The sequence below is a fragment of the Bradyrhizobium zhengyangense genome (assembly GCF_022012555.1).
In the GTDB taxonomy this organism is placed as follows: Bacteria; Pseudomonadota; Alphaproteobacteria; order Rhizobiales; family Xanthobacteraceae; genus Bradyrhizobium; species Bradyrhizobium zhengyangense.
In genome coordinates, this window is sequence record NZ_JAKLTZ010000034.1 from 1 (window position 1) to 21,814 (window position 21,814).

The 21,814-nt window shown below is 59.0% G+C and carries 19 protein-coding genes and 4 pseudogenes; 10 read left to right on the forward strand and 13 right to left on the reverse strand.

What is annotated here, in order from left to right:
• The first annotated feature begins 639 nt into the window (after positions 1–639).
• Positions 640–879 carry a hypothetical protein gene (locus L6639_RS41220; RefSeq protein ID WP_237867125.1) on the forward strand — a complete coding sequence of 80 codons (240 nt, stop codon included), beginning with the start codon at positions 640–642 and terminating at the stop codon, positions 877–879.
• A gap of 896 nt (positions 880–1,775) precedes the next feature.
• On the opposite strand, the gene L6639_RS41225 is transcribed toward L6639_RS41220, so the two are convergent.
• Positions 1,776–2,975: an MFS transporter gene (locus L6639_RS41225; protein WP_276576268.1), complete on the reverse strand. Its 1,200-nt coding sequence runs from the start codon at positions 2,973–2,975 to the stop codon at positions 1,776–1,778.
• 540 nt (positions 2,976–3,515) lie between these two features.
• On the reverse strand, positions 3,516–3,989 hold the full coding sequence (locus L6639_RS41230; RefSeq protein WP_237867129.1) for a DNA methyltransferase: 474 nt from the start codon (positions 3,987–3,989) through the stop codon (positions 3,516–3,518).
• A gap of 149 nt (positions 3,990–4,138) precedes the next feature.
• Between L6639_RS41230 and L6639_RS41235 the strand changes: the two genes are divergently transcribed.
• The 4 genes from L6639_RS41235 (at position 4,139) to L6639_RS41250 (ending at position 7,047) form a co-directional block, all read left to right on the forward strand.
• Positions 4,139–4,432 carry a hypothetical protein gene (locus L6639_RS41235; protein WP_237867130.1) on the forward strand — a complete coding sequence of 98 codons (294 nt, stop codon included), beginning with the start codon at positions 4,139–4,141 and terminating at the stop codon, positions 4,430–4,432.
• A gap of 626 nt (positions 4,433–5,058) precedes the next feature.
• Positions 5,059–5,532 (forward strand): hypothetical protein, encoded by a 474-nt coding sequence (locus tag L6639_RS41240; RefSeq protein ID WP_237867135.1) that lies wholly within the window; start codon positions 5,059–5,061, stop codon positions 5,530–5,532.
• 723 nt (positions 5,533–6,255) lie between these two features.
• Complete coding sequence (locus tag L6639_RS41245) at positions 6,256–6,504, forward strand: hypothetical protein (RefSeq protein ID WP_237867137.1); 249 nt, start codon at positions 6,256–6,258, stop codon at positions 6,502–6,504.
• A 270-nt stretch (positions 6,505–6,774) separates the two neighbouring features.
• Positions 6,775–7,047, forward strand: coding sequence for a DUF1488 family protein (locus L6639_RS41250; RefSeq protein ID WP_237867139.1), 273 nt, complete (start codon positions 6,775–6,777; stop codon positions 7,045–7,047).
• Positions 7,048–7,281: 234 nt separating this feature from the next.
• On the opposite strand, the gene L6639_RS41255 is transcribed toward L6639_RS41250, so the two are convergent.
• The 6 genes and pseudogenes from L6639_RS41255 to L6639_RS41280 all read right to left on the reverse strand — a co-directional run.
• A complete protein-coding gene (locus L6639_RS41255) occupies positions 7,282–7,581 on the reverse strand; it encodes a hypothetical protein (protein ID WP_237867140.1) in 300 nt (99 codons plus the stop codon).
• 1,473 nt (positions 7,582–9,054) lie between these two features.
• A pseudogene (locus tag L6639_RS41260) lies at positions 9,055–9,390 on the reverse strand (IS66 family transposase); the annotation flags it as partial.
• A 2,903-nt stretch (positions 9,391–12,293) separates the two neighbouring features.
• Entirely contained in the window at positions 12,294–12,503 is a 210-nt protein-coding gene (locus L6639_RS41265; RefSeq protein WP_237867141.1) for a hypothetical protein, read from the reverse strand.
• 262 nt (positions 12,504–12,765) lie between these two features.
• Positions 12,766–13,053: a hypothetical protein gene (locus L6639_RS41270; protein WP_237867142.1), complete on the reverse strand. Its 288-nt coding sequence runs from the start codon at positions 13,051–13,053 to the stop codon at positions 12,766–12,768.
• Between the two features lie 1,109 nt (positions 13,054–14,162).
• A pseudogene (locus L6639_RS41275) lies at positions 14,163–14,537 on the reverse strand (ATP-binding protein); the annotation flags it as partial.
• A gap of 5 nt (positions 14,538–14,542) precedes the next feature.
• Positions 14,543–14,766: pseudogene (locus L6639_RS41280) on the reverse strand (helix-turn-helix domain-containing protein); the annotation flags it as partial.
• 171 nt (positions 14,767–14,937) lie between these two features.
• On the opposite strand from L6639_RS41280, the gene L6639_RS41285 reads away from it, so the two are divergent.
• The gene (locus L6639_RS41285) at positions 14,938–15,207 is read left to right on the forward strand and encodes a sigma factor-like helix-turn-helix DNA-binding protein (protein ID WP_237867143.1); all 270 of its coding nucleotides are present in this window, start codon (positions 14,938–14,940) and stop codon (positions 15,205–15,207) included.
• A complete protein-coding gene (gene istA / locus L6639_RS41290; protein WP_237867145.1) occupies positions 15,204–16,382 on the forward strand; it encodes an IS21 family transposase in 1,179 nt (392 codons plus the stop codon). Before L6639_RS41285 ends, istA begins: the two co-directional genes overlap by 4 nt.
• Positions 16,383–16,856: 474 nt before the next feature.
• Here the strand turns inward: istA and L6639_RS41295 are convergent, their stop codons facing one another.
• Positions 16,857–17,186, reverse strand: a complete 330-nt coding sequence (locus tag L6639_RS41295; protein ID WP_237867147.1) for a helix-turn-helix domain-containing transcriptional regulator — start codon at positions 17,184–17,186, stop codon at positions 16,857–16,859.
• Positions 17,187–17,248: 62 nt separating this feature from the next.
• Positions 17,249–17,995 (reverse strand): outer membrane protein, encoded by a 747-nt coding sequence (locus L6639_RS41300; RefSeq protein ID WP_237867148.1) that lies wholly within the window; start codon positions 17,993–17,995, stop codon positions 17,249–17,251.
• Positions 17,996–18,234: 239 nt separating this feature from the next.
• Between L6639_RS41300 and L6639_RS41305 the strand changes: the two genes are divergently transcribed.
• Positions 18,235–18,618 (forward strand): hypothetical protein, encoded by a 384-nt coding sequence (locus L6639_RS41305; RefSeq protein ID WP_237867149.1) that lies wholly within the window; start codon positions 18,235–18,237, stop codon positions 18,616–18,618.
• A 352-nt stretch (positions 18,619–18,970) separates the two neighbouring features.
• On the forward strand, positions 18,971–19,213 hold the full coding sequence (locus L6639_RS41310) for a hypothetical protein (protein ID WP_237867151.1): 243 nt from the start codon (positions 18,971–18,973) through the stop codon (positions 19,211–19,213).
• Positions 19,214–19,382: 169 nt separating this feature from the next.
• On the opposite strand, the gene L6639_RS41315 is transcribed toward L6639_RS41310, so the two are convergent.
• Positions 19,383–20,414, reverse strand: a complete 1,032-nt coding sequence (locus L6639_RS41315) for an IS110 family RNA-guided transposase (protein ID WP_237867153.1) — start codon at positions 20,412–20,414, stop codon at positions 19,383–19,385.
• Between the two features lie 505 nt (positions 20,415–20,919).
• Positions 20,920–21,059 (reverse strand): annotated as a pseudogene (locus L6639_RS43675) (IS5/IS1182 family transposase); the annotation flags it as partial.
• Positions 21,060–21,202: 143 nt separating this feature from the next.
• On the opposite strand from L6639_RS43675, the gene L6639_RS41320 reads away from it, so the two are divergent.
• Positions 21,203–21,322, forward strand: a complete 120-nt coding sequence (locus L6639_RS41320; protein ID WP_237867164.1) for a hypothetical protein — start codon at positions 21,203–21,205, stop codon at positions 21,320–21,322.
• Between the two features lie 47 nt (positions 21,323–21,369).
• Here L6639_RS41320 and L6639_RS41325 read toward each other — a convergent pair whose 3' ends face one another.
• The gene (locus tag L6639_RS41325) at positions 21,370–21,606 is read right to left on the reverse strand and encodes a hypothetical protein (RefSeq protein WP_237867155.1); all 237 of its coding nucleotides are present in this window, start codon (positions 21,604–21,606) and stop codon (positions 21,370–21,372) included.
• Positions 21,607–21,814: the final 208 nt, after the last annotated feature.

Sequence of the window (21,814 nt, forward strand, 5' to 3'; positions counted from 1 at the left end):
GGCCACTTCTACATCCACAATGGCGACGATTCAGCCTTCGTTTGCGAACGCGGCTGAGTTCTTCAACACCCTGCTAGATTCTCGCTCACCGGCTTTTCATGGGTCGCCGCCCTGCGAGCCTGTGTTTCAATATACTTTCTGATCGCGACGGTTTTGTAAGACGAAGTGAGGGGCTCCGTCACCTTGCCTTACGCGTGAACTGGTTGTTGCTCTCCCCGCTTTTGCCCGTAGAGGTGCTGGCATTCTTTTACGTGGCGCTTCGACAATTGCGCAGTCGGAGGCCACAGAAAAAGACGTACGTTCTGGCCGGCGCGATCATTCTTTGTACAGCCGCGCTTATTTGGCCGTTGTTATGAGCACTATGGTTTTGAAAGCTCATTCCACCGAAATGGTCCGACGCCAGCAGGAATCATGCCTACAGCGCGAGCAAGGTCTTAAGTAGGATGTCTCATCTGTTGAGGTGGAAATGTCTGCCTGGCGGAGATCAGCCACCAGCACGGTCGCCAGCCCTTGCGACGCGCTAATCATACGAAAGTAAGCCTGGCCAATTTGGAACTACCAGTTTTTCCTAATGTTGCCCCGCTGGTTCGGCCGGGCTTCGTGCTCGTCAAATTTTCCCAGCCGACTAGGGGGACTTCGATGATCAAAAAGAAGAGCGTTGCTCACAGGGCCGCGTTACTGCGAGCAAAGCGCGGCGCACTGATTGAGCAAACAATCCACGAACTCGAGGCGCTGGATGGGGCACTGAAAATCTGTCTCAAACAAATGCGGTCCTTGCGGCTGGCGCGCGACGCCCTGGGGGCTGAATTATCCAGCAAAAGAGCGACCGGACGCGCGCGCAGGGGTGTCGTCGCTCGAATGAAAGAGGCCGTCAAATGATGCGGCCTCCGCTGCACAAATGTTAGACGAAACTAGCGCGGCTTCTCGCCCCGTCCCATCGTCGGGCTGGTCGATCTGCTGTACTAATATTGGGTCCGCACCGAACTCATCGGCCGGCTCGGCGTGTTCGACCGCATCCTGGTCACTCCAGCGAACCATCGCGTGCAAACGGTCGGAACGACTACTACATCGACAGAAACTACGGCTGGATCTTCGTCTTTTGGGACCCGATGTTCGGCACCTTCGTCGACGAGCGGGACGGCGAAAAGGTCGCCTACGGAGTCCGCAAACCGCTGCGGAGCTTGAACCCGCTCTGGAGCAACCTTCAGGTGGTACGCGGATCTGATCTCGCCAGACCCCGCCGCTCGCGGGTTCGGCGGCGAGTTAGCCGTCTGGTTCGGAAGGATCCAGGCGCCGGAACCGATGGATTCCTTTGGTTGTGCCTCATTACGACCCCGAAAACGCCACGGGCGGTCGCCGCCTACGGCGCGGTCCAGTGTAGGCACACGATGATGATGCTTCTGCATTTCCTTTCCGGCTTCGAAGCCTTCGCGGGGAGCTGTCCGTCACCTAGTCCATTGTCATCGTGGTTTCACGCCTGACCAGCGGCGGCGTCAAGGAGGAAGTCGGTTCGTCTACACCGTCGAAACGGCGCGACGCGGCGCGCTCGCACCGGCCCCATGGGGTTGCCGGACTGGTTCGGCCTGCAGCTGCCGACGGCGGCCCGCGCCGTCGCGACGGCGTGCGCGCTTGCCGCCGGAATCTGCTTGCTCACGCTTCGCGCGAGTGACCCTCCGCCCCGGCGGTAGCCTGACCGATCGGACGCCGGAACGAAACCCAGGCCGCCCCGGGACCGGCGTATGCGTGATTGAGGCGTCCCCATTTGAACGCGGCCCTTATGCCGCGCCTTCCTCGACCGCGGAAACCGACCGGGGTGCGGACACCAGCGCGGCGAAGCCCGCGAGCAGGGGCATGGCGACAAAAAGAGCGACCGCAGCGACGTCGAAGGCAATGGCCGCACTGCCGGCGCGGTGCGCGAAGACACCCGCGATCGGCGGCAACGCAAGCATGCTCCCGTAAAACATGGAGAAGTAGATCCCCATTCCGACCGCGCGCGCCTGGCCGGGAAGCGCCCATGTCGGCAGGCTGGCGAACGTCGCTCCGGATAGGCCGGCCACTAGCCCCAGTCCTACGAAGATGAGAACGTCGTGGTCGGACGCCGGAAGGGCTGCCATCCCGACCGCGGCGAGCAGTAAGGATGCAGCAGCGATCCAGATGCCGGGGCCTCGCCGGCTCGCAAGCGCGCCGCCGACTGGGATAGCCGCGATGGTGACCCACAGGGCGACGCTGACGTGAGAGCCGGCGACCTCGGCCGTATAGCCCCGCTCGGTGAGAAGCAACGGGCCGAAGGCAAACGCATTGGCGAAAGTGGCGTTGGCAGTGCCCGCGACAAGGCCTGCGATGGCCACCGCGGCCGTAACGGCCGCGCTTGGGAAGGCCGAGGACAACGGCGTGTCCGGTCGCGCCTGCTTCGGCAGCGCGAACAATAAGATTAGCGCGATCAGGGTCAGGATCACCAGTACTACCGACGCCCCGATCAGCCCAACTTTGTCCGCGATCGGCGGCAACGCGATCAACGCCAGCGCTATCCCGCACGGCCACGAGCCGGCGAGAGCTGCCATCGCAGCGCCGAACTGCCGACCAGCGAACATATCGGCAATCATCTTGGTGCCAGCGATAGTAAACACCACCCCGCCCGCGCCCGCGATGGCCCTGGCCAGCAGGCGCGCGTTCCAGTCGCTCGACAGATCGACGACGGCGCCGGCCAACATTAGCGCCGCGCACAGGAGAAGCGTAGTTCGTTCACCGAACTTTTGAACCACTATTCCTCCAGGAAGCGCAACCAGGACGCTGGGCGCTAGATAAGCGCCGACCAGGATGCCGAGCCGGGCGTAATCGAGGCCTTCCGCTCGAAGCAGCGGGCCGAGCGCGCCGACGCTTTCGAACTGCATGCCCATGACGCAACGCACTGAGAAAAGCAGCGCTAGAATTCGCCATTTCGATTCCACAAAAGCCTCCGGATCCGACGATTGCATCCGGTCAGTGTCACGTCGAAGCTCCCGCGAAGCAAGCCGCGATCTCGAGTTGACAAAAGGATCCTGAGCTCAAAAAGCGAAAGTGACGGGTCAACCGGGATGAAAATCCAAACGGTGTTCGACATACGTCGGCCAATTTCTCCCTTCAGGCCCCGGTCGATGCTTCCGTCAGGCAGAGAGCGTAGCTGTCGGCATCATACTGCGTAGCTAGGTCGCCTCCTGACCAGTCAGCGAGATGTTCGTTTCTCGCCGCTGTTAGGAATTGAGCGGACATCTAGCGACCACCCGCTTAAAACTACGCAGGCTCGATCACTCGTAAGGCCCGGCCGGTCCTGCATTGGCGCCGGCCGAGATGGTTTTCGCTGCTTGCCTCAGGCCGCCTCTTGGCGCCGGGATGCTGCTTGCATTCGAATGTCTCGCCGGTCGATGAAAGCGTTGCCTCAAGGCCGCTCACCGCCTTAAGACGGCAAAATGCTACGTCGCAATAAATCGGGTCGATTTCGATGCCGTTGCCGATCAGGCCGGTCCGCTCGGCCGCAATCAAGCTCGTGCCGAGCCGAGGAAAGGATCAAGGATACGCCCTTTACGACCCGGGCAGTCGCGGATGGCATCCTCGACCATGGCGACAGGTTTGACGGTTGGATGCAGTTGAAGATCTGAATGGCTCTCGCCGAAGGCATTGACGCCGGCATAATTCCATACGTTCCTTCGGTCGCGGCCGAATTTGCCGAGCTCGATATTGTTGATATGTGGCTCCGCCCCGGACTTGAATACGCAGACGAGCTCATGCTGCGAGCGATAGAACGAGCCCATGCCGGCATTGATTTTGGCCCAGACGCACAGGTTTATGAATTCGCTACAGATGCCGTCTGCAGCCGTCAGCATATGTTGGATATGCCGCCAATCGATGCACTGAAAATGGATCGCGCCGCTGACGGAATGATGGGCGAGGTTGCGAAAGGTGGTGGCGAGAAACGTCGAAAATTCGGCATCCGACATTTCGCCCAACGCCATCGCGAATTCAGGGGAACGACCTCGCCGTTGCCGCTGACATGCCCCGCGATCGGCACGTTATAGGGCGGATTCGCAAAGACCATCTGGACCTGTGGTATCGAGGAGCCTTTGATAGGTTCGTCCTGGGTGGAATCCCCGCAGATCAGGCGGTGCTCTCCGATCGTCCAGAGATCTCCGGGCTGGGTGACGGCAAGGCCTGCGGCCGGATCGATCAGTTGGTCGGCGGTATCGTTGTTCTGATTGGCCTGGTCGCTGACGGCTTCGATCAAAAGATCGAGCTCAGGCAGAACAATGCTAGTGATTGCGATGTCGAGATCGATATCGAGCTCCGTGAGGTATTGCAGCTCAAGGTCAAGCAAGCGCTTATCCCAGCCCGCGTTCTCGGCGAGCTTGTTGTCTGCGCTCGCGTAGGCTCGGATCTCCGCCCCGCTCATATCGGCTAGGCGTAGCGTTGGAACTTGAGGCATGCCGAGCAGCTGGCCGCGGCTAACGACCTTGGACATCTTACTGGTTGACGGGCACCCGACCATGACGCGGGACCCATAGCGAGCAACCTATTCTTGACCTGGGCGGCAGAGCCGGCAGGCGATGTAGCTTCCCATCCCAGTCATTCCCGCACTTCGAAGCTGGTCTGCCTTTTGGCGTGCGGCGCCATAAGAAGGAAATTCCTCGAAGAAGTACGTTACGGGGCCCGATACAGCGCCGCGTTTGGAAAACCCCAGACCGCTCTGGCATTGGGGGCATTCCGCCCTGTGAATGCGCACACGCCGCAGCGCTGTGTCCCAATAAACCCAAAACAAGGAGAACCTCCGGCAATGCCCAAAACTGGCACGCCGCATCACGTTCGTCCACACGACGCCAAATCAGAGCAGTCGAAAAACTCCCAGTGCAGCGGTACTGATTCCCGGACTGCGCGTCGCCACTAAGGACGTTGCTGGTGCGGGAGAAGCGCTCATCTGTCGGCAGCAGGTGCCGCAGAAGAAAGGGCCGCCTGACCAGGCGACCCTTTCGTTGTCAGAAAAAATTGGTGTCTCAATCCAGCCCCGGGTAAAAACTTCTAAGGATACAAATGTCGCTCCCGGACACCAGGATTGAAGCGGCAAATTGTTTCAGGACTATTTCGTCGCGCACTAAATTATTGTTCCGTCAGTGGAACGTGCATTGGTGTGGCGGTTTGAGCACGGAGGATGCCAAGTGCACCTTTTATCCTATTACCGGTGACTATCGAAATTTGGCAAGTCTCAACCGAACGGTTGAGAAATGCGGCCGGCGGTCTCATTCGCACCTAGGCGGCTCGATCCACAAGAGTGCAGGCAGCGCGTGGCAAAAAATGCACGGAATCGTGCAGATGAGGAAGCTTGGCTCGCGCTTCCGCCGCGATAAGGCACCGGGACGCTCCAAAATTTCCACCAAATTGGCCGAGAAGAGCGCGTTCGTTAGTGCGTGGCTGGGGCTTCAGATATTCTTCCAAAATCCGCTGCGCATCTCTGACGGCCTGAAGGGCCTTCGTCATGCATGGGGGACGAACTCCGCTGACCAATAAATCAGCGTTGACTAAATTGATTCCTTTTTAATTAAATCGAGGGGGCACTGATCTTCAGGAGCCCATACGATTAAATGACCTGTCAGTACCTAAGTTTGAGCCACAGAGGATGAAGGGCGGACGCTGGTTTGTCGCCATACAAACAGGGCACGGGCCCGACTCTCATATTGGAGATTTTGAGACGGAGGTGGAAGCCAAGGAGTGGATATTGACCAAATCCAAGTATTGGCCGGGCAAAACACCAGCATAGCTTCGTCTTCTCACTATCCCAACGCGTGTTGTGCGTGACGTAGCCCGTCGCGATGGACAACGGCGAGGTGCGAGTTGCGCTCGGTCGTTCGTGAATCCTTATAACCAAAAAGCTTGCCCATGCTGTCGCCCGCACCGATGCTCGCATAGGAATGACGCGGGTCATGAAGTCTTAAGCCGGCTAACCCAGCGTGTTCGGAGACAATTTCCCCAAGGCCTCTTCAGGTGAGCACGAGGCTTCGTCCTGCAATGACGTAAGTGCCAACATCGCTTGATGTTCTCAAGGATACGCGCAGAGGCTTCACAAGTTTCTTCTCGACGGACCCGCGAAATAAAACAAACTGGCGCGGTCATTCGATCGAGCTGCTCGCTCCGGCGCAGGATCATCCGCGATTTCGCCGTATTGCTGCCGTCGTGACGCCTCGTCCTGTCGGAATCATGCGCTCCATTTCTGTTAATAAAGGAGTTTGAGAAATGCCTATCGCTGTTTGGTTTGACCGCAAGGACACCGGCGTGCCGGACCGATCCATTGCCGTCCGCTATTTCGAAACCGCTGATCTAGTTCTGCGTGAGGCGGCGGAGCATCGCGCCGGGCCCATGGGCGAAACGCACCGCATGCGCATCGCCGGTGCCGTCTCGATGGAGGACGATCGCAAACTGCGAGAGTCGGGCATCGTGCTCTCGGCTGGCGCGTATCTTCCGAAGTTCGGCCGAGTGAGTTGATCCCACTTCTCGCCCTCCAGCCCCTGACATGAGACTGGCTCGACACCGATGGCCCGCCCGGCTCCTAACCTACTGCGAGCAAATTGTTCGAAGTGGATGCGAGTTTGAAAGAGGCCGTCACCGCAAGCGAGCTTGGACTTCTCTTCGCGGATAGGCTCAGGTTGTCGACCAACAAGATTGAGATTTACGCTTTGCCGCTACCTTCGGCGCCTTGATTTCGCGTGAGAGAGGGTTGATTTTCACGGGTATTTTCAATGAGAGATTTACCCCATGCCTTTGCAGCCGGATCGATTGGCCCAGATTGTGGTGGACGTCTCTTCGGGAATCTTGTTCGCGATGTTCGATGGCGACAAGCGAGTGGTATGCGAAGTCGAATGGGGGGCCCTTACCGACCGAGCTATCGTCGATGGCGACGACGAAAGCGACGCTCGTGCAGCCTTCGAGAGGCATCGCGAAAAAATCTATGCGATCGCCAGTCAAAACTACGATGCGGGCGAAAAGTGGCCCTGCGTCACAACCTACCAGCTCACGGATCTTGGCTGAACGCGCCATCGCCAACCTTCCACTCGCTGACCGCTTGTTAGCTTCTCGAGGAGCAGTTCCACCGCGTCGATTGAGCCTGTCGCTCCGTTAACGATACACAGCGACGGGGCTGCTGCAGGTTTCAGACTTCAGCGATTGCGTGCCCAACGTGAAATTGACGGCCGAAGAGCTGGAGAGCATCATCGCCCCCAAAGCTTGGACACAGTCTGTCTCAGGTCACGGTAATCCGCGGGTCTACGGGTGATTGGAGCGCAACTCTTGCGGTGGGCGCGGGCCAACCGCGACCGGACGCGGAGCAGGTCGAGCAGCTCGTGCGCGCGACGCAGCCTGATTTCGACCTGATCTAGGATTATCGCTCGCCATCAGCTGCGGCTGCTCGCCCCGGTTCTCGGCGCCTTCGCTGGCGATGAGCCGGTCGACCAGCGCATCGCTGATCTGCTTCGTGCCAAATCGCCAGCCGTCGCGCGCGCACCGCTCAAGGGGCTGGGAATTGATCAGGTGCAAGACGATGATTTGGTTGCGCTCGAGCTTCATGCGCGGTCGCTGGGGAATCGAAGTTCTGCGGGTCGCCAAGACCCCGTTCTCCCAGATTGAGACTCTATCAAGAAGATTGTTGTTAGCCAGTTTTCGTTGCACCTAATGCAAGTGATTCCACGAAACCAAAGATGCAAGTTCTTGAAAAACGGACCCCTCCGACGACAGCTCCTGTTAGGCCGGTAAGCGGCGTCGGCGACGCCTTGATACGCTGCACCTTCCAAGGTCACAGTTCGCCAGATGCGGTTAGCGCGGTAATCCAGGCGGCGCGCCAGCACGTCGGCAGCCAAGCCAGCGGGGCGATGTCGTTGAGCTTGACGTGGCGATGAGGTTCTAGATGGCAACCAGACATCAGCGGCCGCCATTGGTCCCGGCGACGCTCCAATTTTTCACCCTAAGACGACCGCCCGAAGCTCACCCTCAGCAGTATTGTTCGACTGGCCTTGGCGCACCGCTCGGGCAGCCACTCCTCCAGCTCGACAAGAGCCTAATTCCCGCCGGCCAACCTTCCGGCGCAACTCCTGCTTCTCTTCAAACCAAAGAAAAAGGGCTCCCCGCGGCGCCCCCCAGCCCACGGACAAGATTGAAATCTTCATCATTGTCGCTGCTGTCGTCGATCGCCGCTAGAACAAAGATCGATATACTGACTGCACAGCCACAATCTTACAGCAGGCGCAACGCGCGTTGGGGCTGTAAGGCTCGCGGGCTCGATCGAAACGTGCGTGACTGTAGCGCGGGCCTGCGTTCAACACGCCGCCGCGCTGTCAGTGCAACCGCGACGGCCAGATTGAACGCGAACCAGACCGAGATGACTGAAATGATAGTCGACATGGCGATTTTCCCACCGCGTCAGCATCGTATTCGAAAGAGACGAAATTCGGGGCAGCAAACCTCATCCAGTATGGAGAAGAGCTGTCTTTTGTTCGTTGCTCGAAGCTGCCGAGCCGGTCGGCCCTGAAACAATGCTTTCGACCTTCCGGCACGGCAGGCACCGGTAAGCATGTATGGCCGGCAGCTTCGCGGTGTGTGGCAGCATCGCGAGGTAATCCATGAGACGCTTGCAGTCCTTGCAAGCGAGAATCGGTGGTTTGTCCCGCATCATCCCGGCAACTTACTTCTGGCCACTGTCGAAGGCATCTCCGGGCGATCCCGGTGTGTTGAATACCCGCGACTATCGAAAACCGGCAGGGTAGTGGCGCGTCGGTTGAGCCCGCTGCTTGCTACGCGCGACGAGAGCATCGTCAGCGCGAGAAAGAACTGCACGGGCGGCGACAATAGCGCCGCAATGATCTACCCATCGTCGGCGAGGTCCTTTGAGTTGTCGGCTAACGTCAGATCACCTCAAATGTTCCCAACGAGAGGCCCAGCCTGCGTTAGTGTTCCGTTCGTGTTAAGGGTAATGCCGGATCCATCGATGCGGCGATGGGCCGGGGATCGTCCGTGAGCATCCGTTGACGGCCGCGTAGCGGTCACTCAGGCTGCTTGGTTGACGTGCTTGTTTCGGTCGCGCCAGTTCCAGGGCAGAAGTTTCCTCGAGCTGTTGGACCGGATTTGCAGCGATGCGTGACATCGGCGAGCTAGGCTTGTGGATCCACGTTGACGATCAAGCTGTAGATCTTCGCGGCACGGTCGCCGCCGCGGTTGGAGCCGCAGAATAGCCAGGACTTCCGCCCAGGGCGATGCCGCGCAGGTTCGTTCGGCTGCGTTGTTCGACAGGCAGACGCGGCCATCGTCGCGGAAGCGGGTAAACGCATCCCAGCGCTTGAGCATTTAGTCCATCGCCTTGGCAACATCGTTGCGCAGGGAAAGCAGGGGCACCGCGATCACGATCGATGTCGCGTTCAACCCGTGACGCGGGCCAACGGCCTCAATTCACAGTGGGTGAGCCAGTAAGCTGGTATCAGGGATTCAGCGAGGTTTTCCTCGCTTCGGCCCGATCTGTGAGTCGTCGTCGAACTCTCTGTGCAAGTGGTCGCAGGGCCGCAACTACAAATCCGCACAACATCATCAGCCATGTCGCAAGTGCAGCGCACCACAATAGATTTTCTAGGATCTTGGACATCCGCAGTACTCCCAAAATTGCTGTCTGAAAATGTGGATAGTGTCGTCCGAGAGAGCGGAGCTTACAAGCGACCGGAAGTAGTGGCGCGAGCTCTGCTGGGTTCGCCTTCAGCTACTTGATAAGGCAACTCGTTTACACGAACGCAGACGCCTGTTCTCGGCAAACCGCAAAGCGACGCGACTGCACTTTCCGTTTTCTCTCAATAATGACCCGCCACCGTATGGCAGCGCGGGTCTACCGGGTAGGCGCCCCCCTCCATCCATAAGATTGGTGGGGGATCTGGCCAGTGATGTCGATGTCCCTCTGGTCAGACACGCGCCAAGCGGCTACCCCGAAGCAGACGGTTAGTACTAACGCGATCACAAGCAGAAGCATCGAAACAAACTGGCTCACGGCTGAACTCCTGAGCATGACACAGGAGCGAGCGACCATGATAAGTCGATTCGGAAAATACAGACGGGCTGACCTTACAGAAGTTGTCCCCAGCTGCGCGTAAGGTGGATACGTCCATCTTTGACCCGCTGCGGCTCACGAGCCACTGAACCCGGCGCGCAGACTGTTAACTGGTCTTCTCTCGGCAAGCGCAAATGGTGGCTAAGACCTTTCCCAACTTCGCGAGGATATTCTGTCTGGCTTCTGCGATCTGCGCGAGAGGCGAGTTCTCGTAAATCCATTTCGATGCCAAGGTCGTCACGCGCTTTGTGATCGAACCAGATCGAGTCATCGGGCCACCGGTTCATTTGGCTCGCCCATTGCTCACGAAAATGTTTCGTCGACAACTGTACATACCGACGGCCACGCACCGAATGGGACTGTGGGTTTTCCAATTACTGGTTCTTCAGCATGCGCAGCTTCTCTCCCGTCATCGGGCATGGAATGCCTTTCCTCCGGGCAACGGGGGTCTTGGCTGGCTTACTGTTTTTGACCCGGCGCGTTGCCCCGCCGCCCGCAGGTCGGTTTTGGCCGCTGGGTCGTCTCTTAGTTCCGTCGCGTCCGTGCAGTCTCCCGCCCAAGCTTGGTGCCTTTGATCGTTCCAACCAGCTCGCGGCCCATCGCGCTTTTGGCACTGCGTGAGCGAGCGCAGGCTTCTTGCAGGCCGTGGGCGGCGAGCTCTCGGCGAAGGTGGTTGCTGAAAAGAACATCTCTGCAAGGATTCCTTCACTAAGGCCGCCTCAGTTGGCGGCCTCCTAACGCAGCGGCACAGTTCGACAAGGCGATGACAGTGGCCAAGTTGCGAGGTCGGGAGCCCAGCGTCCCACCGACGTCAAGGTCGAGAACCGCCCGAGCCTCGCCGAAAGCCATGCGGGGCCCGCGCCATGGCCCGCCAACTGAGGAAGCAGCATCATCCGCATGTCTCCCCGAGACGACAGCAGCACGCTTGCCGGGATCCTAACGCGGCCCGGCAAGGGGAGGAAGCGCCGCGCTGGCCTACCTTACAGTGCGTCAGCCATCGCCAGCATGTTGAGCTGGTCACAGTTATCGAATACAGCTACCGGATCTGAAAGAGATCTTCGAGGCGGCGTTGTAGCATGGTTACGCGCCGATCACTTCTTCTTAGATCGAAGGCACCGCGTACCGGCTGGGCGCCTTAGACCGCATGTCAATCAGCATGGCGTAGGGAAGGCGCCGCCAAATCGAATAGGACTAGGATGCTCGCATCCCCACATTTTGATGCCGGATCAGTTTCGTCCGCGAGTTAGGTCGGGACGACCTTGCAGAAAAGAATTGGTTTGGACAAAGCCGCAGCGGGGCGCCGGAACCTAGCCCTTCGGGTAAAGGATTAAATAATGACGCAAGTGAATCATCTATTTAATACCGACAATTAAATAACCGTGCGAAATGCGAAGAAGGCTCTTTGCGTGTTGAACCTTACATGTCCGCGCATCGACACAAATTTAAGCAACGCATGCTTTGCTGAAAGTGGTCACGGCCGCCCCGTGACCGGGCGGCCGTGTGCTGAGCATCCTCAACCTACCCCAGGCGAAGTGCGCGGCCGCCACCTGTTATCAACGTTTGCAATGCACTGCAAACAAGTTGCTGTTCCCCGTAGAAAGTCGCTCGGGAAGCGGTTGCGCTCCACGGCTTGAAAAGGCGGCCCAAAGTAGGCCGCAGCAGGGACTGCTACGGCCTACGCGATGGTCAAAAAAGCGGGCAAATGAACTCAGTGAATACGCGGCCCAAGGTGGGCACAATACAGCTATAGCTAGTTTCACAATTTTTTGTCCGCCCTTATGGGTTTGTTCCTAAAGTGACTTTCTTGCCGGCCGGCATGACGAAATAACTTGATCGTCAGCATAGACCGATGACGCCACGAGGATTGTCCGGCATCTGTGGACTGCAACAAGCTGGGTTGCGTTTCAAGGTGTCAGCCTTACCCGCCCAGCTTTGCCTAGCAGAGTGAGGGCCGTCTTGGGGATATTGTTGATCAAAAGAAGCGTCAGCCGAGACAACGGCGCCTGTAGCGCGTCGATCTGGATGGGAAGCGCGACGCGGACACGCGCCAAGGAGCGAGGCGCCGGACCATGACAGCGTCGTCGGCGTCGCTGGACAAGGGGGCCGAACTTAACGCACCGATGCCGTTGATAGGGCCCTACCGGGCGCCGGTGATCCGGGCGGCTTTCGGGGGCAGTAAATGCATGCAATTTGTCCGCTAGTTTGCCAGATCGTATTGCAGCCGCATTCGCCGTGCGATCTCCTCCACGCGGCGCTGAAAGCCGATGGGATTGCCGGGCGCGTTTAACACAGTTGGCTGCCAGCCGTCGGCATGATCGCGCCGTATGGCTACCTCGAGCCCGGTCACACCGACAATTTCGTTGATCAATTTGGAGAGTTCACGCGCTGATTTCAATTCCTTGGCCATTTGCTGCCATCCATGGATCGAAAATCTCAGTACAGCTCGGAAAAGTAAACCGAGCTGAAATTCGGTCAAAGAAATCCAGTGAGGTATCTCACAGTTCTTGGCCGCGCGTTGGATTCGCTTTCCGGGTACGTTGAAGAAGCGCCGCTTTCGAATGCAACGAGCTGTCGGCCGCGATGCCCGGCTTTGACGGCCATCATGCACCGCTCTCCGATAGGAGCTACGGCGCAAAGAGTTTCGATTTGCGATTACCGTGGACCCGTGATCACTTCGACATTTGCGGGAAGGACTTCCCAGTTGTTCTGTTCGTCCGTCCGTTTTGCTTTTGGAATCGCTGCAAGCGAGCGTAGATTGCTTGTCGAGTACGCCCTAACTGTTCGCCGGCCTCATCTGCTGTCGCAGCACCATTAAGAAGCTCGAGTAATCGCGCCTCTTCTTTCGGGCAACCAGCGGCGCGAGATGCGTCGTTATTTGTCATCGCGATGCCCTTGGCTTTAAGGACGCGGCGGCGCTGGTCGGAGCGGCTTATCGGGAACGCTTGCAGGTCGCTCAACTCGCGTCGGGTAGGGCGATCGACAAGGCTCAGACTCGCGGCTAAAGCGTACTATCCAGGGCGCTAGACGGGCCCATAGCTTCGCCGAAGCGACGTTCCCAACCCCGTTGTTGTTGTGTCATCATCGGCCATGCCATGAGGTTAGCTCCGGATAGTTTACGACGCGTTGCTAGTTTTTTCTGGCGAATAAGGACTCGTCGATATTGCGGCGCAACTACAGAGCGCTCCCTGAAGGCTTGTCAGCTCCATTCCAAATTAACGCGCCGCGTCATTATCAAGCTTAATCCGCACCTTGATTGAAGCGGGGCGACATTGCGATAGCTTGTCGACACCGGATATTGCCCTTTCCGGGTCGCCCATTGGCGAAACCCCGCATCAACAATACTGTGCGTTGGCTTCGTTTGGCCGCGAACAGCCGCGCGAGCTTTAATTGGCCATGGGTGTCGATGGGACATGGCGAAGAACCTTCATTCTTCTCGACGCCGCTGATAGTGGCGCCAGCTTGAGGTCGAGGGCTCAACCGACCCATTAAAAGGCACAGGAAGTCTTCTTGGTTCTATCCTCGGCTGGTTTGGCATTTCGGCGCTGCGAGCTGATCTCGGTTGATGGGACTAACGTCGGCCTTCATTTCGTCACAGCACAGACCAAGCGCAAAGGGAACGCTGAGAAACATCTGGCGCGTTCACAATAGGACAAGCTCCAAGAGCAGCTTATTTTCTGGACTATTCCGATCATCGAGCACAATCTCTCTCCTAAAGCTACGTCAAAGACCTCCTATTCTGGTCTTCACATGATTTGACACTTTCAATTTTCATGATTTTTCCGGCGAGCGCTTTTGCCCGCGATTGTCCTGGTCCAACAGTTGTCCTGCTTTGACGGCGGTCAAAGTTTCGGAAGAGCGATATAACATTAGGAATATCGAAGCGTGAAAGCCTCGCGCTGTTCTAGATGTCAACGCCGACATAGATCTGACCCACCTTCGCGGAAGTCCGAAGTAATTCTGACCCACCCATGCTCTATATTGTGCTGGCCAGCTGCGGAGGGCGGAGCCCGCAGCGGCTGGCCAGCACAATGTCCCGTTTTTCTCCGGTGACCCTCCTGGCGGCCTGACCGGCTTTGCGTTTGTCGCGCAGGTGATAGGTTTCACCGGTGACCTCGACGATGTGGGCATGATGCAGCAGGCGGTCGAGCATGGCGGCCGTCGGAGTCTGATCGTCGGCGCGGGCGCCAGCCACGGCGTGAACGGGAGGTTGCTGGTGAGTACGATCAAGCCGCGCTCATAACGTTGGCCACCACGTTGAAGAGCAGATTGGCTTCCTCACGTCCGAACGGTAGGTACCTGATCTCTTCGATGCCGATCAGCTTGACGCCATCACCGATCGATTAAAGTATTCTTTCAGACGGCCTTGGGCTCGCGCCGCGGCCAACTGCAGCATGAGATCGGCCGCGTTGATGAAGCGGACCTTGGCCGGCCATATCAGAGCTGGCCGATTTCGCGCAGCAACACTGTCGCTGGTATCCATCGCGACCGCGCCTGGCCGACGCGCTCAAGTAGACTGTACCCGTCCAGCTTGGTTGATCGCGGGGCGGTCGCCCGTATCGACCTGCCTTCTGGTCCCGCAGATATCGCCGCACTGTATTCCGCGAACAGCCGTGCTGTCGCGCTATCTCTCGCACTCCAGATGCGTAATCCGATGCAAGCCGGCCACTGATTCCGACGCAATCCGGCCACCGATTCCGACGGAAGTCGGCCACCCATTCCGATCGAAGCCGGCCACCCTGTTGAGACCGGCCTGACACTCTCGAAGACGGCGACCGAATCGCGGACCAGCCCTCCTTTGCGGTCAAGCAAGGGGAGGTCTGATGCCCGCCGAGAGAGCGCCGATGCGGAAAGTTCGAGAAGTCTTGAGACTGCGGCACGCCCTTGGCGTGAGCGAACGGCAGATCGCGGTCACCGTCGGCATCAGCCGATCGACGGTTGGCGAGTATCTGCGGCGGGCTGCGGTGATCGGCATCACCTGGCCGGTGCCGGAGGGGATGGACGACGGCGAGCTCGAGCGCCGGCTGTTCACGCCGCCGACGTTCGAGGAGAAACCGGCGCGGCCGTTGCCCAACTGGACGGCGGTGCACCGGGAGCTGAAGCGCGCGGTGTGACGCTGCTTCTGCTGTGGGAGGAATATCGCGTCGAGCGCGCCGACGGCTATGGCTACAGCCGGTTCTGCGATCTCTACCGGAAATGGAGCGAGACGATCTCGCCGACCATGCGGCAGGTGCACGGGCCCGGAGAGAAGCTGTTCGTCGACTTCGCGGGCGACACCGTGCCGGTGTTCGATGCCGCGACCGGCGCGCAGCGGCTGGCCCATGTCTTCGTCGCAGTGCTGGGAGCATCCAACTACACCTTTGCCGAGGCGCGCTGGTCGGAAGGGCTGGCCGACTGGATCGGGTTACATGTCAATGCCCTGCGCACGATCGGCGGCGTACCGAAGGCGATCGTCTGCGACAATCTGAAGGCCGGCGTCACCGCCACCTGCCGCTATGAACCGAGCATCAATCGCACCTACCAGGAACTGGCCGAGCATTACCGCACTGCGATCCTGCCCGCGCGTCCGAGGAAGCCGCGCGACAAGGCGAAGGTGGAAGTGGCGGTGCAAATCGTCCAGCGGTTCGTGCTGGCGCGGCTGCGCAACCGGCGCTTCTTCTCGCTTGACGAGCTCAACGCGGCCATCCGCGAGGCGGTTGCCGACCTCAACGCCAGGATCATGCGCAAGCTCGGTGTGAGCCGCAACGAGTTGTTCGCACAGATCGACAAGACGGCGCTCAAAGCCTTGCCGCCTCTGCCGTATCAGTACGCCGAATGGAAGAGGTGCCGCGTCGCGCCGGACTATCACGTCGAGATCGCCGGTCACTACTTCTCGGTGCCTTCGCGTCTGATCCGCGAAGAGCTTGAGGCGCGCATTACCGACCGGACGATCGAGATCCTGCACAAGGGAGTCCGGGTCGCCAGCCACGCCCGCTCTGACGTGCCCCATCGCCACACCACGATCCCGGAGCACATGCCGAGCGCGCACCGGCGCTATGCCGAATGGACGCCAGCACGGATCAAACGAGAAGCCGCCAAGATCGGCCCCGCCACGATCGCTCTCCTCGAGGCGATCATGAAAGCCAAGCCACATCCCGAGCAGGGCTTCCGGGCTTGTCTCGGCATTCTGCGGCTCGCGCGCAGTTACGGCTCGGCCCGCATCGAGACCGCCTGCCGGCGCGGTAACGACATCGGCGCGACCTCCTACGGCTCGATCAAGTCGATCCTGCAGCACGGGCTCGATACGTGATGACGACGTCGTCGCGAGAGCCCGCCTTGGTAGGCGGCCGGGATCATCGGAATCCCTGGCCGGCTTCAATCGGTACAGGCGGCCGGCTTCGCTCGGAATCAACGGCGGACTTCGTCGGAATGCGCACTCCAGACCCCCAACGGGCCAAAACTCGTATCTCCACTGCTTCGTCCTGGCTCAACATCGACGGCTTGCGCAAAACCATCATTATTTCCCAGGTGAATCAGTTTTACTCCGGCGCAGTGGATCACTTTTGGCATCGGCGCAAACATCTAGAAACAAGACGCATTCTTCAGTGCGGGATGACTCGCTGCCGGAACAATAGCAAACCATATTCATCAACTCGTTCTCCTGTTCCGATCGCGACCTCAGAGGCCGGCGGAAGCATAGAAGAACGGCCGCATCTCGTAGGCTGCGAAGCAGTTCAAAGACATAAAAAAAGCCCGCCAGCGTGAACCGACGAGTGCCCCCTGTCTAGCCAGGCCGTGTCGCTCGCGCTTGCGTCGTTCTGCGAATACTGCCTGCCTTGGAGGGCTTGCGATTGGGCGCTACTTGGAGCTGCAAGCCCATGGCCGTGAGCACAGCGAGAATCGTAGTAAAGTTCGGAAGTTCGGTGTGGGTCTGGAAGGCTCGATAAATACTCTGTCGCGCTAAGCCCGTCTCTCGGGCCATTTCTGCGATATTGAAGTCGCCAAGCGCCTTGCCGATTGCCTGGCAAATTTGATGAGGTTCACCCGAAGCAAACGAGGCGTTCAGCTGAGCGGCTAGGTCGGCAGATGAGACAGGTCGGTAGGTTTTGGACATCGAACATCCCAAAGATAAAGGCCGGCTCATAGAGCCGGCCTTTGTTTTTCGAATGACGCTACTTAGTACTTTGGGATGATTGGACCGCCAAAGCGATAGTTCACACGGACGGTCGCCAAATCAACGTCACCGCCGGAGTTGTACGTCGCCGCGAGCGGCAACCCAGTTGCAGTTGCAATGAAGGTTACGTCATGATGGTTGAGGAAGATGTGATCGTACTCCAGTCCGACAGTCCAATTGGGAGCGAAGCCAAACTCAAAGCCCGCTCCCACGGTTCCGCCCCAACGAGTGTTGTAGCCGGCCGACGCAACAGCCAAGCCTGTGGCGTTCGAGATGAAGTCGAAGCGCTGATCCACGACGGCAGCGCCCCCCTTTGCATATAACAAGATATTGTTCCAAGCGTACCCGACTTGGCCAGTGAAGAGGCCAAAGGCATCAATCTTGGTCGAGAGCGAGTTTGCCGGGTTGCCCAGATTTTGGGTCGTGCCATGAATGTCAGCCCAATCTCCCTGAGCCTCGAGGCCGAACACCCAGCTGGCCGACTGCCAACGATATCCAACCTGGCCGCCAGCGACTGCACCACTCGGGTCATAGCAGCCAAGGAACGTCGCGGTGGTGACATTGTTACGGCAGTCGCGCGCCCAGCCGCCGCCGCCGTTAGCGCCGATATAGAAGCCGCTCCAGTCGTAGATCGCTGCGACCATCGGCGGAGCCTTGGTGTAGGGACGAGCTGCGAGATCGGCTGCGCCGGCAGGAGCCGCAAAAGCCAATGCCAATGACCCGGCCGCGATTGCAATTATTTTCTTCATTTGAGTCTCCCCAGGAATAACCACTTCAGAACGACGAGACGCCCAGTTGCCGATCAACAGTACGCCGCACAATTGAACCTTGCTGTAGCAGGCCCGCCACACTCGCCACCAAAACAACCGTGAATTCCTTAAGTTTATTAGGTGGTTGGGAACTGAAAGCCCAGTGACGTGCACAGCGCAGGTTGTGAGGCCGAAACGTGCTTGGCGATATCTAGACCGACTGTAGACGCCTCCCGTAAGTGGTGCTCAACACCTCCACTTTGGCGCATCGAGGCCGTTGCGGGGTGTCGCCTGAAAGCTTTTTGCACCAGCAAGCCCGTCGACGCATGTTGGTGTGGCCGGTCGCATTCCACAGCCACACGCCCGACGCAATCACCGCAGGCGTCGATCTGGGAGCGCCGCACGCGGCTTTGAGCGTCGCCGCGTTGACCGCTACCGTGATCCGCATCCGAGCCCCGGCCGCAAACTCGATCTCGATCGACCCGCCGCTGCTGGGCGGCGCGACTGGACAGGGCGTCGGCCCTGCTTCCGCGACCACCATCGCGGGGATGAAGCCAGGTGGATCGGCGGCAACCTTCGTCCTGCAACTATCCGGGCCGCCAAAAGCTGGTTCACCGAATTAGCAATCTACCGATTCCCATCTCGCGCACACAAAAAGCTGCTGCGACCATTCTCCCTGGCCAGTTGCCGTAAGATAAACCCGACGTACTACGAACGTTTGTCCTATCTTTGATAAGGGTCGGTGCCCAAGAAGCCTCCCAAAGGATCGCAGGCGTGTGACGAGCAAGACTGGCGTCCATGGTCATCCTCGATAGCCCCCGGGGCCGGCGCCGCCCTGTTCTTTCGGCCATCACAACATCGCCGGCGGTTAGGAACTACCGCTTTTTCCCGTCATTGAGCCTTGCCGGGTCGCACACAATTCGGCGCGGCCTCAGCTTTTACCCATTGGGGCTGCGCCGCATATCGGGCGCAGTCATGATCAAGAAAAAACCTGCAAAGCGGCGGGTCGCTGCGCCGCGAGAAACGCGTGAAACACGAGACGCGAAACGCCTTACCGAGCGTGATAACACAAAGCGAGAGCTTGAGGCTCTGGAGGAACTTCAAGCAGCGCTGAATAAGGGCCATGTGTGGACGGCTCCGGGTTGGCAAGGAGAATCTTCACTTTGCGGCGTTGGTCGGAGCGGCCATGTGTTCGGCCTGTTTGCGCGGTTCACGTGACCGCTGGCCATAATGCCCTCCGCAGATCAGGTCCCGATCAAAAGCACGCATTCGAAGATGCCATGGCCCATGTGGGTTGTCCTGATCGCCGGATCGACCGGCGCTGCATTAAGTGCTGTTCGCCCTTCCAACCGTTACGTCACACCCGAATGTCCGGCTGTGATCTCGTTCACGCCGTGAGAGCGGCGGGTTCCCTGTAGCATTCGTTCCTGGCCATCATCGCCCATGCCATCCTGGCGAGCTTGTTGGCGAGCGCGATCGCGGCGACCTTGGTGGGACGCCGCGTCAACAACGCTGTGAGCCAGGGCCGATGCCGCGCGCCATGGATCTTGGCATAGCGGATCACGGCGAGTGCACCTGCCGTGAACAGGCTGCGTAAGTAGCGATCGCCTTGCTTACTAATACCGCCAAGCCTGTCCTTGCCCCCACTGGAGTTCTGCTTCGGCACGAGCCCGACCCAGGCCGAGAAGTCCCGCCCCGATCGGAAGGCATTGGCATCGGCAACGCTCGCGACTAGCGCCGTTGCCAGTGCTGGACCGACGCCGGGGATCGCATCCAGTCGCTTGCTCATCGCGTTTGATCGATGCCAGGCGATAATGCGCCGGTCGAACTCCAGGATCTGAGCCTTCAGTGCCCGCAACTGACTGCCGAGAGCCGCAAGACACGCACGGGCCGTCTCCGGAAGGCGGCGTTCAGCTGGATCGGCGACGACTTCCAAGAGCTGTTCGACACCCCTGCGCCCGACAGGGGCGACGATCCCGAACTCGGCTAGATAAGCGCGAATTGAGTTAATGACGGCAGTCTGCTGGCGAATGAAGAGATGGCGCACGCGATGAAGCATCAGACAGCTCTGTTGCTCGATCGTTTTGATCGGCACGAACCGCATGTTGGGTCTCGTGACCGCCTCGCAAATCGCCTCCGCGTCGGTGCTGTCGTTCTTCTGCCGCTTGGCGTAGGGCTTCACATAGGCCGGAGGCATCAATCGCACCGTATGCCCCAACGCCCGCAGCTCGCGGGACCAATAATGGGATGACGCGCAAGCCTCGATTCCCACCAGGCACGGCGGCAACTTCTCAAAGAAGGACAGCGCGAAACGGCGCTTGAGCTGACGGCGTATGACCACCTGGCCGGCTGCATCGACGCCATGCACTTGAAAGACCGACTTCGCGATATCCAGACCAATCGTTGAAATTGACTGCATAGGCTGCTCCTCCGAATCGTGGGAGCTTCAAGCGGCGCCCACTCCTTGGCACTCTCGTGCCCTTGGAGGAGCCGTCCACAGCATCAAGAGCGCTTGCGAATTCTTAGGCTTACGCGCGAATTGCGACCGCCGCGTAGAGGTTAGAGGTCAAATTATGCGTATCGGTCAAAGACGCCACGGCGATGCCGCATGGTCTGTGAGCCTGTCCCATTCCTCCGCAAGGCGCAGCCATGCTTCTCGCACGCGCCGGCACCGTGCATAGCTGGCGGCATTCGTTGGCTTTGTTTGTATAGCGGACGGCAGGGTTTTCCGACACAAGCGACAATGAAGGCGCCCGGCCAACGTTCCTTTGTTCAAGGTCGCGGAATGACCCACGCGTCAACCGGGTACAGTGCCGCTGATGAATATTCCGAGACCCGGCCGCAAAAGCCGGTTTTCGCGGCCGCGTTAAAACAGGGTCACACGAGCAGCTGGTCCGTCCTAAACAATGATCTCAGCAGACCGCTTACCAGCACGAGGACCCATTAAGGCGCAGACACAGCCGGATTGACGCAAGTTGAACAAATGCAAGGTAAGATTGGCGAGCCTGTCGTGGCACGTCGCCACTCGACGGCATTGCTTGATCCTGCTGAAGAACCCTTCAACTGCATCCGTCCGTGAAGGCGCCTTGCCGAATGAGGCGTTGCTTGTGGACAGTGATAAAGCGCAGTGCCCGAGCCGAACGTCTTGAGGTGGTGGACCTGGGCCGGTGGCGACGCTGGTGTGAGGATGAGTAGCTCAAGATCGTTCTGGAGAGCTTACAGGCGCCGCGCCAAGTCGCTGCAACCGCGCGGAGGTACGGCGTTTCGCGCTCATTGCTGCTGCGATGGCGACGGTCGTTCCACCCCGAGCAGGTCCACGCAGTCTGAAAAGGATTACTATTGTGCCTAAAAATCGAATTAACGCGGCCTATCTGCTATTGCCTTTCATCCCAGTCATATTGCTCCGACAATTCCCGAGCAATTTGATATGCTTCCGCTGGCGCGGTGCTTGGACCGTCCGCTGTGAATCCGGCTTTCCAATTTGGATGATCCGGCCTGTCGCCGATGTTCGGCAAGATCATCACGTCTAGCACGTCGCTACATTTTGGCTGCCCCCGTACTTCCTGCATAATCAACGCCGCTAGTTCTTCAGCGCTCTTCAGGGGCTTCATCGTCGTCTCTTTCGACAAGGTGCTGAAATAAACAGTCGCCAATGTGAAGAGATTATCCGAAAACTGGTTTCACACAATGACGATCGTTGCTGCGATGCGGCCGCTCATAATGCTACGTCAGCTTCACCTAAGCGGCGTTCGCACGAGCAGTCTGACGGGCGCTGCCCGCTTTAGAACATGCTCGATATAGCCGCGGCACGACGAAGCC